This is a genomic window from Streptomyces sp. NPDC045678, assembly GCF_056432085.1.
Map to the genome: position 1 here is coordinate 103,776 of NZ_JBWKJS010000008.1, position 14,337 is coordinate 118,112.

At 71.8% G+C, this 14,337-nt stretch carries 14 protein-coding genes and 1 pseudogene; 3 read left to right on the plus strand and 12 right to left on the minus strand.

Annotated elements, in window-relative coordinates; all coding sequences use genetic code 11:
- Positions 1 to 73: 73 nt before the first annotated feature.
- From AC07DO_RS27040 to AC07DO_RS27050, 3 genes are all read right to left on the minus strand, one after another.
- Positions 74 to 1,603 (minus strand): aldehyde dehydrogenase family protein, encoded by a 1,530-nt coding sequence (locus tag AC07DO_RS27040; RefSeq protein ID WP_479063350.1) that lies wholly within the window; start codon positions 1,601 to 1,603, stop codon positions 74 to 76.
- 101 nt (positions 1,604 to 1,704) lie between these two features.
- Entirely contained in the window at positions 1,705 to 2,253 is a 549-nt protein-coding gene (locus tag AC07DO_RS27045) for a hypothetical protein (protein ID WP_479063351.1), read from the minus strand.
- Entirely contained in the window at positions 2,253 to 2,498 is a 246-nt protein-coding gene (locus tag AC07DO_RS27050) for a helix-turn-helix transcriptional regulator (RefSeq protein WP_150185819.1), read from the minus strand. Before AC07DO_RS27050 ends, AC07DO_RS27045 begins: the two co-directional genes overlap by 1 nt.
- A 93-nt stretch (positions 2,499 to 2,591) precedes the next feature.
- Between AC07DO_RS27050 and AC07DO_RS27055 the strand changes: the two genes are divergently transcribed.
- A complete protein-coding gene (locus AC07DO_RS27055) occupies positions 2,592 to 2,933 on the plus strand; it encodes a hypothetical protein (protein ID WP_479063352.1) in 342 nt (113 codons plus the stop codon).
- 44 nt (positions 2,934 to 2,977) lie between these two features.
- Here the strand turns inward: AC07DO_RS27055 and AC07DO_RS27060 are convergent, their stop codons facing one another.
- The 5 genes from AC07DO_RS27060 to AC07DO_RS27080 all read right to left on the minus strand — a co-directional run bounded on the left by AC07DO_RS27060 (position 2,978) and on the right by AC07DO_RS27080 (position 8,897).
- Positions 2,978 to 3,829: a hypothetical protein gene (locus AC07DO_RS27060; RefSeq protein ID WP_479063353.1), complete on the minus strand. Its 852-nt coding sequence runs from the start codon at positions 3,827 to 3,829 to the stop codon at positions 2,978 to 2,980.
- Positions 3,830 to 3,852: 23 nt separating this feature from the next.
- A complete protein-coding gene (locus AC07DO_RS27065) occupies positions 3,853 to 4,224 on the minus strand; it encodes a hypothetical protein (protein ID WP_479063354.1) in 372 nt (123 codons plus the stop codon).
- Complete coding sequence (locus AC07DO_RS27070; RefSeq protein WP_479063355.1) at positions 4,211 to 5,899, minus strand: hypothetical protein; 1,689 nt, start codon at positions 5,897 to 5,899, stop codon at positions 4,211 to 4,213. Before AC07DO_RS27070 ends, AC07DO_RS27065 begins: the two co-directional genes overlap by 14 nt.
- A gap of 168 nt (positions 5,900 to 6,067) precedes the next feature.
- Entirely contained in the window at positions 6,068 to 7,057 is a 990-nt protein-coding gene (locus tag AC07DO_RS27075; RefSeq protein WP_055566156.1) for a malate dehydrogenase, read from the minus strand.
- A 448-nt stretch (positions 7,058 to 7,505) separates the two neighbouring features.
- Positions 7,506 to 8,897, minus strand: coding sequence for a helix-turn-helix domain-containing protein (locus AC07DO_RS27080; RefSeq protein ID WP_479063356.1), 1,392 nt, complete (start codon positions 8,895 to 8,897; stop codon positions 7,506 to 7,508).
- Positions 8,898 to 9,446: 549 nt separating this feature from the next.
- On the opposite strand from AC07DO_RS27080, the gene AC07DO_RS27085 reads away from it, so the two are divergent.
- The gene (locus tag AC07DO_RS27085) at positions 9,447 to 9,758 is read left to right on the plus strand and encodes a hypothetical protein (protein ID WP_479063357.1); all 312 of its coding nucleotides are present in this window, start codon (positions 9,447 to 9,449) and stop codon (positions 9,756 to 9,758) included.
- A gap of 11 nt (positions 9,759 to 9,769) precedes the next feature.
- Here AC07DO_RS27085 and AC07DO_RS27090 read toward each other — a convergent pair.
- The 4 genes and pseudogenes from AC07DO_RS27090 to AC07DO_RS27105 form a co-directional block, all read right to left on the minus strand.
- A pseudogene (locus tag AC07DO_RS27090) lies at positions 9,770 to 10,472 on the minus strand (response regulator).
- A 13-nt stretch (positions 10,473 to 10,485) separates the two neighbouring features.
- Positions 10,486 to 11,649 (minus strand): sensor histidine kinase, encoded by a 1,164-nt coding sequence (locus AC07DO_RS27095; RefSeq protein WP_479063358.1) that lies wholly within the window; start codon positions 11,647 to 11,649, stop codon positions 10,486 to 10,488.
- 318 nt (positions 11,650 to 11,967) lie between these two features.
- Positions 11,968 to 12,477 (minus strand): DUF3017 domain-containing protein, encoded by a 510-nt coding sequence (locus AC07DO_RS27100; RefSeq protein WP_479063359.1) that lies wholly within the window; start codon positions 12,475 to 12,477, stop codon positions 11,968 to 11,970.
- 20 nt (positions 12,478 to 12,497) lie between these two features.
- Entirely contained in the window at positions 12,498 to 13,352 is an 855-nt protein-coding gene (locus tag AC07DO_RS27105) for a bifunctional methylenetetrahydrofolate dehydrogenase/methenyltetrahydrofolate cyclohydrolase (RefSeq protein ID WP_150171239.1), read from the minus strand.
- Between the two features lie 268 nt (positions 13,353 to 13,620).
- On the opposite strand from AC07DO_RS27105, the gene AC07DO_RS27110 reads away from it, so the two are divergent.
- A complete protein-coding gene (locus AC07DO_RS27110) occupies positions 13,621 to 14,244 on the plus strand; it encodes a hypothetical protein (protein WP_479063360.1) in 624 nt (207 codons plus the stop codon).
- Positions 14,245 to 14,337 lie beyond the last annotated feature (93 nt).

The window sequence follows — 14,337 nt, forward strand, 5'->3', positions numbered from 1 at the left end:
GAGCGGGGGGTGCTTGAACGTGTTTCGCGCGGGGCGGACCTCCCGCCCCGCGCGTATCTCTGGCCGGCCGGTGTCAGCCGGCGAACCAGCGCACGGGCGCCGGTGCCAGGTTCTGGTAGATGTGCTTGGACTCGCGGTACTCGGCGAGGCCCGCGGGACCGAGCTCGCGCCCGACGCCGCTCTTGCCGAAGCCGCCCCACTCCGCCTGCGGAAGGTAGGGGTGGAAGTCGTTGATCCAGATGGTGCCGTGGCGCATCCGGCGGGCCATGCGGGCGGCGCGGCCCTGGTCGCTGGTCCACACGGCGCCCGCGAGGCCGTACTCGGTGTCGTTGGCGAGCGCGACGGCCTCGTCCTCGGTGCGGAAGGTCTCCACGCTCAGCACCGGCCCGAAGACCTCTTCGCGCACGACCTTCATCTCGCGGTGGCACTGGTCGAGCACGGTCGGCTCGTAGAAGTACCCCTCGGCGGGGCGCACGTCGCTCGGCTCGGGGCGCTTGCCGCCGGAGCGGAGCACCGCGCCCTCCTCCAGGGCGGAGGCGACGTACATCTCGGTCTTCTCGCGCTGCTGCGCCGAGACGAGCGGGCCGCACTCGACGCCGTCCTCGGTGCCGCGGCCGAGCTTGATCTTCCGTGCCCGGCGGGCGAGTTCGGCGACGAAGCGCTCGCGGACGGACTCCTCGACGATGAGGCGGCCACCGGCGGAGCAGACCTGCCCGCTGTGGATGAAGGCGGCGTTCAGGGCCTGGTCGACGGCGGTGTCGAAACCCTCCTCCGTGGCGCAGGCGTCGGCGAACACCACGTTGGGGTTCTTGCCGCCGAGCTCGAGGGCGACCTTCTTCACGCCGAGGGCGGCGGCCTGGGCGACCTTGGTGCCGGAGACGAGGCCGCCGGTGAAGGAGACCAGGTCGACGTCGGGGTGGTCGGCGAGCCGGGCGCCGACGGTGTGGCCGGGGCCGGTCACGATGTTGGCGACACCGGCGGGCAGCCCCGCCTCGACGAGCAGCTCGATGAGCGCGACCGTCGTCAGCGGGGTGATCTCGCTGGGCTTGATGACGAAGGTGTTGCCCGCGGCGAGCGCGGGTGCGATCTTCCAGCTGGCCTGGAGCAGCGGGTAGTTCCAGGGCGTGATCATCGAGCAGACGCCGATGGGCTCGTGCACGACGACGCTGTGGATGTCGTCGGAGCCGGCGTCCACGACGCGGCCCGCGCCCTCGCCGATCACCAGGTCGGCGAAGTAACGGAAGGCGTCGGCGACGCAGTCCACGTCGACGCGGCCCTCTTCGAGGGTCTTGCCCGCGTCACGGCTCTCGAGGAGGCCGATCTCCTCGCGGTCGCGCACGAGGAGGTCGGCGACGCGGCGCAGGAGCGCGGCGCGCTCGGCCACGGGCGTGGTCGGCCAGGGGCCCTCGTCGAAGGCCTTGCGGGCAGCTGCGATGGCGGCGTCCGCGTCCTCCGATCCGCCCTCGGCGATCACGGCGAACGGCTTGGCATCCGCCGGGTCGAGGATCTCGCGGGTGGCGCCGGAGGTGGCGGCACGCCACTCTCCGCCCACATGGATGGTCTGTTGTGCGGACACGTCCCGTTTGCCTTCCGTTCCTGTCATATGCCCCGCCTGTCACTCGCGGTAGCCGGGTGCACCTGCCCTGGGCGGAAGAAAGCATGCCTGTTCGATGGCCGAAAGTGCGCCGTGTCACTGCGCGTGTTTCAGACCTCGTCCGGAAGGCCGTCGTCGGACAGATCCTCGTCCGGCAGGTCGTCCGCGGCCATGAGCCCCGCCAGCCACAGGGGCATCAGCCAGTGCACGACGAACACGCTGAACAGCACGGGGAAGACAAGACCCTCGATCTCCGCCCCGGCGAGACCGGCCCCGCCCGTGCAGACGGTCGCGGCGAACAGCAGCCACATCATCACGTACTGCGCACGGGCCGCCACGCGGTTCTTCTCGGCGCGCTGGCGCTCGTCCAGGGCGCGGACGCGCAGTTCGAGGAGGCCACGGGTCGCGCCGTTGATCGCGCCGGTCGCCACGCACCACGGCAGCAGGACGCCGAGGATCCCGAAGGTCGCCCAGCGCTCGTCGCCGAGCACGGAGTAGAGCCAGCACGCGATGCCGGCCGTGGTCAGCACGATGTGCGTGACGACGACGGTCCTTCGGCGGGCCGCGGTGGCGTAGAGCGGGGCGGCCTCGCGACGGTTCATGATCGCGTACATGCGCCGGTCGTAGCCGGTGATGGTGGGCTGCTCGTCGGTCTTCATCAGTGGTCCCTCCCGTAGACCTCGTCCGTGAGCGGGCGGAACGGTTCGAGGGAGAACAGGGCCTCGACCGGCAGCGCGAAGTGCTTCGCGATCTTCAGCGCGAGGTCGAGGCTCGGGTTGTACTGCCCGCGCTCGATGTAGCCGATGGTCTGGTAGTGGACTCCCACTGCCTCGGCCAGGCTCTGACGCGACACCTTCCGTTCGGCGCGCACCATCGCCAACCTGTTGTGCACTTGCTCGCTCATGTATAAGAAGTACTACATTCACGAGTACGACAGCAATAACCCGGGCGGCAATGACCCCGGCTGCAAGAGCCACGAGGACAGGGAGCGGAAGACATGTTCGGCACCAAGCGGGAACTGACGGTGATCGCCCTGCGCGACACGGACGCGGTCGCGGACGAGCTGCGCGAGGCGCTCGCGACAGCCGACGAGAGGGACCGCCCCGGCCTTGAGCGCGCGGCGGCGCTCCTCGCCCGCACGGCCGCCGTCCCGGACTCCGAGATACGCGGCCGCTGGGCCCTGCGCCGCATCACCGACGCCGGGTACACGGGCCCCGCCGACTCCGTCCGCGCGGTCAAGGTCCTGCGCCGGGCCGAGCCGGGCCTGAGCCTGGCGTCGGCCGTGCAGCTGTCCAAGGAGGCGGCGGCGTTGCAGGCGGCGGGCTCGTCTCACGCATGAGCCGGGGGGGCACCTCACTCCCCCACCAGCAGGTCGCGCGCCGGTCACCGGCCGGGCCTGGGCAGGAAGAAGTCCAGGGCGATCTTCGCCCTGCTTCGCTGTAGCGGCCACTCGTCGGCGGGGCCGTCGACGAGGAGGGCGTACTGAGGGCCGGCGTTCTCGGTCATGAACGCCCAGTCCCAGGCTCGATGCTCGCCGTCGTCCGGCCTGTCGTACGTGAAGGTCAGCATGGACGTGATGTCGTTGTACTCGACCAGTTCGTCCTGCCGGTAGGCGGGGAAGGCGTCGGTGCCCTCCTCGAGATCTTCGGACATGCGACGCAGCGCCTCGTAGGGAGTGATCTCCAGGCCCGAGGGCGTGGAGACCTGCAGCCACGAGCGCCCGTCCGGCGACTCGTAGTAGACCTGCACTCCCTCGGTACGACGCTCCCAGCCGCGTGGCACGGCGGTCGCGAAGCCCTTCGGGTCCGCCCGCATCTCGTAGCCCTCCGGCACCGAACTCGTCCGGTCTCCGGGCTCGGGCGTCGGGACGGAGGTGCTCGTCCGGTCTTCGGGCTCGGGCGCCGGGGCGGAGGCGCTCGTCCGGTCTCCGGGGCCGGGCTTCGTGACGGAGGCGCTCACCGCGGGACGGCTGTGCGCCCGGCCGTCCCCGCCGTCGTCGCGGCCCCACACCAGCCACCCGCCGCCGAGGCCCACGGCCACCAGGACACCCACCACGACGACGGCGAGATGCCGGCGGGGCGGACGGCCGCTCGGCGGGCCGTACCCGGGGAAGCGTTGCCCCTGGGGCTCCGGGGGCACCGGGGGCCCCGGCCCGTCGGGGCTCCGCGGCGGCACCGGCTCTGCGGCGGGGGCCACGCCCGCTTCCCAGCGCTGGGTCGCGGCGTTCCAGTGCACGGGGTCACCGCGCCCGCCCATGGTCAGCCGCCCAACAGCGCACGCACCGACTCGGCGACCGCCGCACCCGACGCCAGGACCCCGATCCCGGCACCCGCGTCCGCCAGAGCGGTCCGCAGCCGGGCGAGCCTGCCGGGACCTGCGCCGCCCGTCGCCGCGATCTCCGTCTCGGCGGCGGCCAGTTCGGCGTCGAGGGCGGTGGTCCGGCCGTCGACGTCCGCACGGCTCAGGTCCTCCCGCAACCTCCGTACGGCGGACAGCAGTTCCTCCTGAGCCCGGTCACGCCCCGACCCGCCGGCCGCGTAGTACGTCACCTCGTTGCCGTTACCGATCGCCATGGCGCCCTCCACACTGCCGATGTGGATTCCCGCGCCGCGTTCCTCAGGTGTTCCCATGGTCTCCCCCGCTCCGGCGCGCCGCCGCCGTGGCGGTCGCACCACCGGTGTTGCTGGTGACGGTGTTCCGATTGCCGATGGCCAGGGCGCCCACCGTCCCGATGCTCAGCGTGTCGATGGCGAGGTCGACCTTCTTCTCGAACCCCTCGGTCTCCCAGCCCGCCTCGTACAGCGCCCGCCGCACCCCGCCCGCCACCCGGTCCTGGATGGACTTGAGGTAGCGGCTGACGTCCATCTCCTGGAAGAGCGAGGCCCTGTCGTCCGAGCCGAGCTCCCGCACGGACATCCACGGACCGTCGGCGAGGGCCTTCGCATGGCCGCCGGAGGCGATCCGCCACAGCACCCCCGACGCCCGCCACATCGTCACGGCGGCGCGCCCGGCCGAGGCAGGCACATGGCCGAGCGCCCAGACCGTCTTGCCGAAGCGGTTGTTGTGCCGGTACCGGTAGGCGACCCGGTCGGCGTACTGGTACAGCTGCCGCACCGGGCGCAGCACATGAGGGGCGATCTCCAGCATCAGCATCCCGCCCTGGGTGTGGGCCCGGACGAACACCGTCGTGACGATCTCCTCGTCCCAGCCGCCGACCCTGACCCGCAGGAAGTGCCGCCGGGTCTCGCCGCCCTCCTCGACCGAACGGAACCGGTGCTCCTCGAACGCCTCGGGCCCGTACGGCGCCTGGGACCTGCGCGGCAGACCGTCCACCGGCAGGAACACCACCTCGTCGATCTCCAGCTCACGCAGCCGGTCGCGCACGGCGAGGGCGCGGTAGGGCGCACCGTGCGGGGACGGCACGCGCAACGCCTCGAGGAGCGGCACGATGTGGCCCAGGAGCACCGTGTTGTCCAACGGCTCGGGCTGGACGCCCTCACGCGGCCGCAACTCCACCGCCAGGGACCACGGCGCGTACGGCTTGCCCGCCCCGCAGAAGGGGTCCGGCGCCCGGTACATGATCAGGCGCGCCCGCTGCTCGACGTGGATACGGCGACGCAGTCGGTGGAAACGCTCGCCCTCCGCCTGCTCGGCCGGGTCGGCGGCGAGATCGGGGAACCGGGCCCTGGACAGCTCACCGGTCAGCGCCTTGGCGAACTGGCCGCCCTGTGCGGCCACCACCCAGGCCATCAGGAGGGGCAGGGCGAGGGCGAACCACGCCGGGGCCGGGTCCACTCCGCCGGCGCCGGTGTCGATGCCGGTGCCGGGAAGACTGCCGCCGTCCCCGGCGGCGAGGCCGAGGAGCAGCAGGAGCACGAAGACGAGGAGCCCCCGTCCGCCCCAGCGCAGCTGCCACGCCACGACGCGCCAGAAGAGGGACGAGCGCCTCGCGATCCCCCGGATCCATCCTGCGAGGACGACCATCGCGAAGGACGGCACGTAGAGCAGGACAAGGCCTCGGGTGAGAGGCAGGGCCGCGATCCACAGCAGGAGGATCACGAGCGCCCAGCCGAACTCGACGCGCCGGGCGCGCAGCGCGTGGGCGAGCACGCGGGTGGCGTCGATGCCGAGCGAGGGCGCGGCGATGCGCTCCTCATGGACGTACAGCTCGTCGATCACCGCCTCCCGGAAGCGGACGTCGACGTAGGTGCCCGCGCACAGGAGCCGGGTTGCCTCGCTCGCACTCGGGTCGCCGCCGGGGCCGGTGAGACTGCCGGTCCGCTGAGGTGTCTGGGTGTGCGTCACGAGTACCCCCGATGCGCCGGCCGTCTCGGCTCGCGGGCGAGCCGGAAGCAGCGGCGCTTTCAGCGTACGGGCAAGTACTCCCCCGTGTCGTACGCCAATAAGACCGCCCCCCGGCGGCCTTGTCGGCTGTCGGAGGGCGGTCTCTCAGTCGCGTTCGTACGCGGCGACTCAGATGAGGCCGAGACCGCGGACGGCCTCGCGCTCCTCGGTGAGCTCCTGGACGGAGGCGTCGATGCGCGTACGCGAGAACTCGTTGATCTCCAGGCCCTGGACGATCGAGTACGCGCCGTCCTTCACGGTCACCGGGAAGGAGGAGATGAGGCCCTCCGGCACGCCGTACGAACCGTCCGACGGGATGCCCATGGAGGTCCAGTCGCCCTCGGCCGTGCCGTTGACCCACGTGTGGACGTGGTCGATGGCGGCGTTGGCGGCGGAAGCGGCCGACGAGGCGCCACGGGCCTCGATGATCGCGGCACCGCGCTTGGCGACGGTCGGGATGAAGGTGTCGGCGAGCCAGGCCTGGTCGTTGACGACCTCGGCGGCGTTCTTGCCGGCGATCTCCGCGTGGAAGATGTCCGGGTACTGGGTGGCCGAGTGGTTGCCCCAGATGGTGAGGCGCTTGATGTCGGCGACCGAGGAGCCGGTCTTCTTCGCGAGCTGCGAGAGCGCGCGGTTGTGGTCCAGGCGGGTCATCGCGGTGAAGCGCTCGGCCGGTACGTCCGGGGCCGCGGCCTGCGCGATGAGCGCGTTGGTGTTGGCGGGGTTGCCGACGACCAGGACCTTGATGTCGTCCGCGGCGTGGTCGTTGATGGCCTTGCCCTGCGGCTTGAAGATGCCGCCGTTGGCCTCGAGGAGGTCACCGCGCTCCATGCCCTTGGTGCGCGGGCGGGCGCCGACGAGGAGGGCGACGTTGGCGCCGTCGAAGGCGACGTTCGGGTCGTCGCTGATCTCGATCGAGTTCAGCAGCGGGAAGGCGCAGTCGTCGAGCTCCATGGCGGTGCCCTCGGCGGCCTTGAGCGCCGGCGTGATCTCGAGAAGGCGCAGGTTGACCGGCACGTCCGCGCCGAGCAGGTGGCCCGAGGCGATGCGGAAGAGCAGCGCGTAGCCGATCTGGCCGGCCGCGCCGGTGACGGTGACATTCACGGGAGTGCGGGTCATGGCGATCTCCGTAAGACAGCTGGCGGTGGGGTCCCGTGTCCCTCTACTGGATCCCCTGATTCCTGGATCCCCGCCGACGCCTCGTCGAGTCCTCGATCGCCTCTCGATGATCGATCTCTTGGCATCAAGAGAGATCCGCCGTCAGGCTATCGCGCCCCGGCCACCCCTTGGCGCCGGGTCGGTGTGGCCCGGCCCACAGCTACGGCCACCTGGGCGGTTGCCCCATCGGCCGCCGCTCGGCAAAACGGCCGCCCCCCTAAAAAAAGGGGGCGGCCGCCACGAGGGGGGGAGCGTGGCGGCCGCCGTGGGGGTGTGACCACTCCCGTGGGGGTACGGTTCGCCTGCCCTCGGAGTCACATGTCATGCCCCCAAATTCTCAACTTTCTGCCCGGCTTCGTATCTTGACTCCCTGACCAGGGGGTTCGCCCTTGAATCGCTGCCGGGACGGCTACTCCGTGCAGCCCGTCCGGCCGGTCGTGAGCGTCGCGCACGCCTTCGCCGCCGTGCCCGAATCGGCCGCCACCATCGGTGTGTACGCGTCGAAGTCCTCGTTCACCGTGCTGTTCTGCTTGGCCCCGGCGCCACCGCCCGATCCCGTGATCGTCAGCTCGTCCCCCGGCGTCGCCTGGGTGATCCGCGCCCACGCGGCCCCGCACACCTTGCTGTACCGCACCTCGACCAGCGTCTTGCCGATCGTCGCCCGCGACGTCGTCTTCGCCAGCTCGCCGCCGCAGCCCATGTTCTCGGGGTCCTTGCCCGCGCAGTCCTTGCCGCTGCACTCGACCCCGGCGGGCAGATCCGTGTCGCTCCTGCTCGGCGACACGGGCGGCTTCGCCTTGTCGTCACCCTTGTCGTCGCCGCCGAATCCGGTCATGAAGACCGCGGCGGCGATGACCACGAGGGCCCCGACCACGCCCGCGAGGAACATCGTCAGCTTGCGGCGCCGCCGCTGCTTGTCCGGCGATCCCGCGGGACCACCAGGACCGCCGGGGCCACCTGGGCCACCGGGGCCACCGGGCCCGCCCGGGCCGCCGGGGCTCCCCGTTTCGCCGAAGGCGGACGCCGAGACATCACCGTACGAACTGGACGCCCCGTACGAACCGACCGAGGGCGGCCCCACGGTGGGCGACACCCCGGCCGGCCCCGCCACCCCGGTCACCGGCCCGACGCCACCGCCGGACCCGTTGCGCGCCGTGCCCCTGCCCCCGGGGGCCGGCGGCTGCGGAGACGGCCGCCCCGGGAAGGGGGACTGCGAAGGCGGCGACGGCGGCGAAGGCCACGGGGAGGGTGCGTTCTCGGGCGCCTTCCGGGCGGGCGCCTGCCCACCCTGCGCCGTCCGGTCCGATACCGCCCCACCCGGCGCCGTCAGACCCGGCGCCTGCCGGTCCGGCTTCGCGTCCGTCCTCGCGTCCTGCTTCCCCTCCGCCTTCCCCGGCTTGGGTGCCTTCCCCGGCGCCCCCTTCCCGCCCGCCTTCCCGGACCCGCTCATCGGGTCGGGACCCAACTCCCCGAGCGCTGCCCGGGCCTGCGAGATGCGGATCGCCTGCATCGTCATGTCGTGCCGCATCTCGGAGCGGCTCCACGCCCGCTCCGCGAGCTCCCACATGGTGATGAGGTGCACGGGCGGCGTCCCCGTCACCTCCGCGAGCGCGACGATCGCCCCCTTGGGCGCGAGCAGCCGACCGTTCAGATAGCGCTCCCACGACGTCTTGCTGTAGCCGGTCCTGTCGGACACCGCCGCAATGCTCAGGCCACTGCGGTCGACCAGCCTGCGCAGCTGGCCGGCGAACTCCCTGACCTCCGGGTCGAGCTCGTCCGGTAGCGCCTTCCAACGAGGCATTGCTCCCCCTATTCCCCCCGTGCGTGCTTGTTCTGCCCCCGCGCCGTCCCCGCGTCGACCCCGCGCCGTCCCCGGCCTGGACTACCCAGAGGGATGCGCGGAGCCAGGATGTCAGTTCCCGGATGAGGGGCGCACGGGAGCATTCGGGCCACCGGCGGGCGCTGCCGCACTCCCCGCGCTCCCCGCGGTCCATGCCCAGTGTCCCACCGTCGCGCCCCGCCACGATGCGGAACCCCGGGCACCGGCCGAGACCTCCCGAACCTTCCGGAATGCAGGATTCGCCCCACGTCACCCGTTGCGGAATGGTCACCTCCGTGCCACAGGGATCAACTTCTCTTGATCGCACTTGGCGGGTGCATGACTCTGGATCAGCCCGAACGGCGGTGTCCGTCCTCTCTCGGGGGTGAGGACGGGCACCGTCCCCGAAAGGGCGATGTCGGCCGTTTCCCGCATGTCTTGCGGCCCTGGGAACCCACGCACTCGGCAGAGTCGTCTGCGACACCCGCAGCACTCGCTTTCCACGGAACCCGAGACCCCTAGGAGCCCGACATGAAGCACCGTCAGCGCCTCGCCGGCGGCGTCCTCGCCGCAGCCGCCCTTCTCGGCGCCACCCTGGCGACGCCCGCCGCCGCCTCCGCGACCTCGGCCGCCGCGACCTCCGGCACCGCGCCCGCCTGCGTCAAGCGGGACGTCGTCAAGCACCGCAAGTACGTGAAGGTGACCAACCTCTGCGGCCACGCCATGCACCTGAAGGTCGTCATCGACTGGGGCAGCGACTCCCCGTGTCTGACGTACCAGAACAACGAGCAGTGGGAGTGGAACTGGGGCCGCGGCTCCTACGGCAAGGTCGTCACCTGCTGATCAGCGGGTGATCACGGACCGTCCCCCGGCCCCGCCCCCGGCGTCACGAGCCCCGTCTCGTACGCCACCACCACCGCCTGCGCCCTGCTGTCCAGGTCGAGTTTGCTCATCGTGCGGTTGAGGTGGGTCTTGACCGTGGCCTCGCTGATGTAGAGCCGCTGCGCGATGTCCGCGTTGGTGAGGCCGCGCGCGATGAGCTTGAGGACCTCGACCTCGCGCAGGGTCAGCACCCCGAGGTCGGGCGGCGTCTCCGCGTCGTCGGCGCCGGGGACCCGCCGTCTGCCGGGCGAACGCCTCGACGAGGCGCCGCGTCACGCTGGGCGCGAAGAGGGCGTCGCCGCCGCCGACCGCCGCCACGGCCGCGAGCAGCCGCTCGGGCCCGGAGTCCTTGAGCAGGAACCCGGACGCGCCGGCCCGCAGCGCCCCGTACACGTACTCGTCGAGGTCGAACGTCGTCAGGACAAGCACGCGCGGCGCCGGTTCGCCCGCCTGCTCCAGGATCTTCGCGGTGGCCGTGATGCCGTTCATGCCCGGCATCCGGATGTCCATGAGGACGACGTCGGGGCAGGTCTGCGCGGCGAGCGCCACGGCCTCCTCGCCGTCGCCCGCCTCTCCCACGACCTCGATGCCGGGCGCGGCGCGCAGCAGCCCCACCAGCCCCGCGCGGATGAGGAACTGGTCGTCGACGACGAGCACCCTGATACGTGAGCTCATCCGGTCACCCGGCTCATTCCGTTGCGTCGTCCCCCCGCGCCGCGGCCCGCGCCGAGGTCGGCAGGGTGAGTCGCACGGCGAATCCCCCCTCGCTCAGCGGACCGATACTGATCGCCCCGCCGTAGAGCTTGGCCCGCTCCCGCATCCCAATCAAGCCGTGTCCGCTGCCCGTCCGCACTCTGTCCTGAATCACCCCCTGCCCGTCGTTGGTGACCGAGACCTCGATGTGCCCGCGCCGGTAGGCGAGTTCGACGGTCGCGGCGGCTCCGTGGGCGTGTTTCAGTACGTTGGTGAGCGCCTCCTGCACCACGCGGTACGCGCACAGTTCCACGCCGGGCGCCACCGGCCGCGGTGTCCCCGTGACCCGGAGTTCGACGGGGACTCCCCCGGCGCGGACCCGGTCGACCATGTCGCCCAGGCGGGCCAGGCCAGGCATCGGGGCCCCGGGGGCGTCGCCGTCGCGGTCGCCGTCCTCGGCGCGCAGGACGCGCAGCATGCGGCGGAGCTCTTCGAGTGCTTCGCCGCTGGTCCCGGATATGGTGCCGAGCGCCGCGCGCGCCGTCGCGGGGTCGGAGCCGAAGACGAACGTCGCGAGGCCCGCCTGCACGGAGATCACCGACATGTGGTGGGCGACCACGTCGTGCAGTTCACGCGCGATGCGTCCGCGCTCCTGCGCGACCTCGCGGCGGGCGCGTTCGTCCTGCTCCCGCTTCAGCTGTCGCGCGAGCTCGGCCGACCTGCGGGCGACGTACCCGAAGCGCCACAGGACGAGGGAGAAGCCGACGGCCTGGCCGACGACGGACGGCATCGAGGCGCCCTCGCTGATCGCGCCGGCGTAGATCCACAGAGTGGCCATCAGCGCGGTGCAGGCGAGGGAGACGCGGGGAGAGCGGAGGGAGGCGACCGTGTAGACGGTGAGCATGGGTCCGAAGGTGCCGACCACTGGCCAGTAGCCGACGGTGACGTAGACGAACCACGCCAGATGGACGACGAGCAGCACGGTGAGCGGAGCCCTGCTGCGGACCGCGACGGGCAGGCAGACCAGCGCGACCAGCGCGTATCCCAGGGGGTCGAGGGCGATCCAGCCCTGTGTGACGGACTCCTGGCCGAGCAGCACGGCGACCGTGGTCAGGGCGACCGCGATCAATGCGTCGACAGCGAGGGGGCGGATCCGCATCGCCGCAGCGTAACGCGCATATGGGGGCCGGAACGTCAACCAATCGCGGTACCGCGGAAGTTGTAGGAACCGGCGGTGTACCGCCGCAGGAGCAGGGGGAGTTCAAACCAGCGCGGGACGACGGGGGCGACGGCGCGACCGTAGTTTGTGGAACCAGCACCACAGGACCGCGGCCGTCGGGAAACCGCACGGGGGAAGGCCCGGTCCGCATGGCGGTGGCCCGTCCCCTCGGGGGAGGACGGGCCACCGTCGCGCGATGTCTTTCCAGGTCGTGTGGCGCCGCGCGTCGTCCTCGATCGTTCAGTGCAGCGTGCCGCCCTAGATCGTGTAGTGCAGCGTGTCGTCCAGGAACGGAATCACCAGCCAGGGGTCGGGCTGCGCCATCATCGCGAGGAGCGCGATGGCGAGGCCCAGTACCCCGTACGTGACCATGTCCGTGAACCGGGAGCGCACGGCGAGCATCCCGACGTCCGGCAGCGCCCACCGCAGCGCGGCGCCGCCGATGAGGGCGATGCCGATCAGCAGCGTGCCGACACGGAACACGTCGAACGCGGTGAGCAGCAGCCCGAGTCCGACCAGCGAGACGACGCTGAGCAGCGGCCACTGCCGGGCGGGGGCGGGCGCGTCGCCCGCCGCGGCGCGGCCGCCGCCCTCGGGGCGTGCGGTGTCACGCGTGAACAGCGGGAAGCGGCGCGACACCTTCCGCGGCCGCCCGTCCGGGCCCGGCGCGCTGACGGCGCCCTTGGCCCGGGGAACGTCCGCGGTGCTCCCCCGGCCGGCTTCCGGGGTGCTGCCCGGTTCGGCCTCCGGGCCCGTGGTCTCGCTCATCACCCTCGTCCCTCTCCTGTTCAGCGCGCGGCGCGTTCCGCGGCCTCGACGACGTTCACCAGGAGCTGGGCGCGGGTCATCGGGCCGACGCCGCCCGGGTTCGGGGAGATCCAGCCCGCGACCTCGGCGACGCCCGGGTGGACATCGCCGACGATCTTGCCGTTCTCGTCTCGGGAGACGCCCACGTCCAGGACGGCGGCGCCCGGCTTCACGTCCTCGGGCTTGATGAGGTGCGGCACGCCCGCGGCGGCCACGATGATGTCCGCACGCTTGAGGTGGGCGGCGAGGTCACGCGTGCCGGTGTGGCACTGGGTGACCGTGGCGTTCTCGGACTTGCGGGTGAGCAGGAGCGGCATGGGCCGGCCGATGGTGACGCCGCGGCCGACCACGACGACCTCGGCGCCCTTGATCTCCACGTCGTGCCGCCGGAGCAGCCGGATGATCCCGTACGGGGTGCAGGGCAGCGGCGCGGGCTCGTTCAGGACGAGACGGCCGAGGTTCATCGGGTGCAGGCCGTCGGCGTCCTTGTCCGGGTCCATGAGCTCCAGGACGCGGTTCTCGTCGATGCCCTTGGGGAGCGGGAGCTGGACGATGTAGCCGGTGCAGGCCGGGTCCTCGTTGAGCTCGCGGACGACCGCCTCGATCTCCTCCTGGGAGGCGGTGGCGGGCAGTTCGCGCTGGATGGAGGCGATGCCGACCTGCGCGCAGTCGCGGTGCTTTCCGGCGACGTACTTCTGGCTGCCCGGGTCGTCGCCGACCAGGACGGTACCGAGTCCGGGCGTGACGCCCTTCTCCTTCAGGGCCGCCACGCGGGCGGTCAGTTCGGACTTGATCGCGGCTGCGGTGGCCTTGCCATCGAGAATCTGGGCGGTCATGCCCCCATCTTCCCGGATGAGACCCGCCCGGTACCAATCAGGGCGCTTCCCCGGCGCGACAACGGATCACCCGGCGAGTTCACCCGCTGATCAGCGAGGTTGCACTTGCACAACACATACCGAATGTGGCTGGACAAATAAGCCATGCCTAAAGAACGATGTGCGGCACAGTGCCGCGGGCAGTGTCGGGGGGACGGGCCGCATCTGTAGAACCTTCCTCCGTGGTGTGCCGCGTCGTCCCCGCACCACCCGACGGAGGAAGACCGCCATGAGTTACGGCGACCCGAACAACCCATACGGGCAGCCGCCCCAGCAGCCCCCGGCCGCTCCCGGATACGGCTACCCCCAGCAGGGCCCGCCCGGCGTCCCGCCGCAGCAGCCCTACGGCTACCCGCAGCAGCCGGCGTACCCCGGCTACCCGGGCGGCAACATGATGCAGCAGTCGATGCCGGGGCTCCTGGTCACCGCGCGGGTCTTCCTGTTCCTGATCTCGGCGGTGCAGATCCTGGGCGCGATCGGCTTCCTCTACCTCGCCGCGATCGCCAACGACGTCTCCGACAGCGCCGACGACTTCGGCCTCGACGACGCGGGGATCGGTGACGCGGCGACCGGCGTGTTCGTCATCCTCGGGCTCATAGTCGCGGGTCTCGCCACCCTGTCGATCACGCTCGGCGTGAAGTTCAGCCGCGGCGGCCAGGGCGTGCGCATCACCACGGTGGTGTACGGGGCGCTCGGCGCCGTCGTCGGCCTGATCTACCTCTTCGTCGGCCTGGACACGGGTCTCGCCTCCGCGATCATCGGCCCGCTGATCTGGCTCGTCTTCGGCGTCATCATCACGCTGGCGCCCGTGGTCCCCAGCGGCACCGCCTGGTTCAACCGCCCCCGCTACTGAGCGAGTCGGGTACGTACGACGGTGGCCGCGCCCCTCGCCAGGGGCGCGGCCACCGTCGTTTTCACGTCAGGCCCGCAGCAGGCCCTCGTCAGG

Excerpts from the sequence above, each read along its gene's own strand:
- AC07DO_RS27045 (WP_479063351.1), bottom strand. The coding sequence starts at position 2,253 with ATGAAGACCGACGAGCAGCCCACCATCACCGGCTACGACCGGCGCATG.
- AC07DO_RS27050 (WP_150185819.1), bottom strand. The coding sequence starts at position 2,498 with ATGAGCGAGCAAGTGCACAACAGGTTGGCGATGGTGCGCGCCGAACGG.
- AC07DO_RS27085 (WP_479063357.1), top strand. The coding sequence starts at position 9,447 with ATGAAGCACCGTCAGCGCCTCGCCGGCGGCGTCCTCGCCGCAGCCGCC.
- AC07DO_RS27065 (WP_479063354.1), bottom strand. The coding sequence starts at position 4,224 with ATGGGAACACCTGAGGAACGCGGCGCGGGAATCCACATCGGCAGTGTG.
- AC07DO_RS27110 (WP_479063360.1), top strand. The coding sequence starts at position 13,621 with ATGAGTTACGGCGACCCGAACAACCCATACGGGCAGCCGCCCCAGCAG.
- AC07DO_RS27040 (WP_479063350.1), bottom strand. The coding sequence starts at position 1,603 with ATGACAGGAACGGAAGGCAAACGGGACGTGTCCGCACAACAGACCATC.
- AC07DO_RS27080 (WP_479063356.1), bottom strand. The coding sequence starts at position 8,897 with ATGCCTCGTTGGAAGGCGCTACCGGACGAGCTCGACCCGGAGGTCAGG.
- AC07DO_RS27095 (WP_479063358.1), bottom strand. The coding sequence starts at position 11,649 with ATGCGGATCCGCCCCCTCGCTGTCGACGCATTGATCGCGGTCGCCCTG.
- AC07DO_RS27100 (WP_479063359.1), bottom strand. The coding sequence starts at position 12,477 with ATGAGCGAGACCACGGGCCCGGAGGCCGAACCGGGCAGCACCCCGGAA.
- AC07DO_RS27055 (WP_479063352.1), top strand. The coding sequence starts at position 2,592 with ATGTTCGGCACCAAGCGGGAACTGACGGTGATCGCCCTGCGCGACACG.
- AC07DO_RS27075 (WP_055566156.1), bottom strand. The coding sequence starts at position 7,057 with ATGACCCGCACTCCCGTGAATGTCACCGTCACCGGCGCGGCCGGCCAG.
- AC07DO_RS27105 (WP_150171239.1), bottom strand. The coding sequence starts at position 13,352 with ATGACCGCCCAGATTCTCGATGGCAAGGCCACCGCAGCCGCGATCAAG.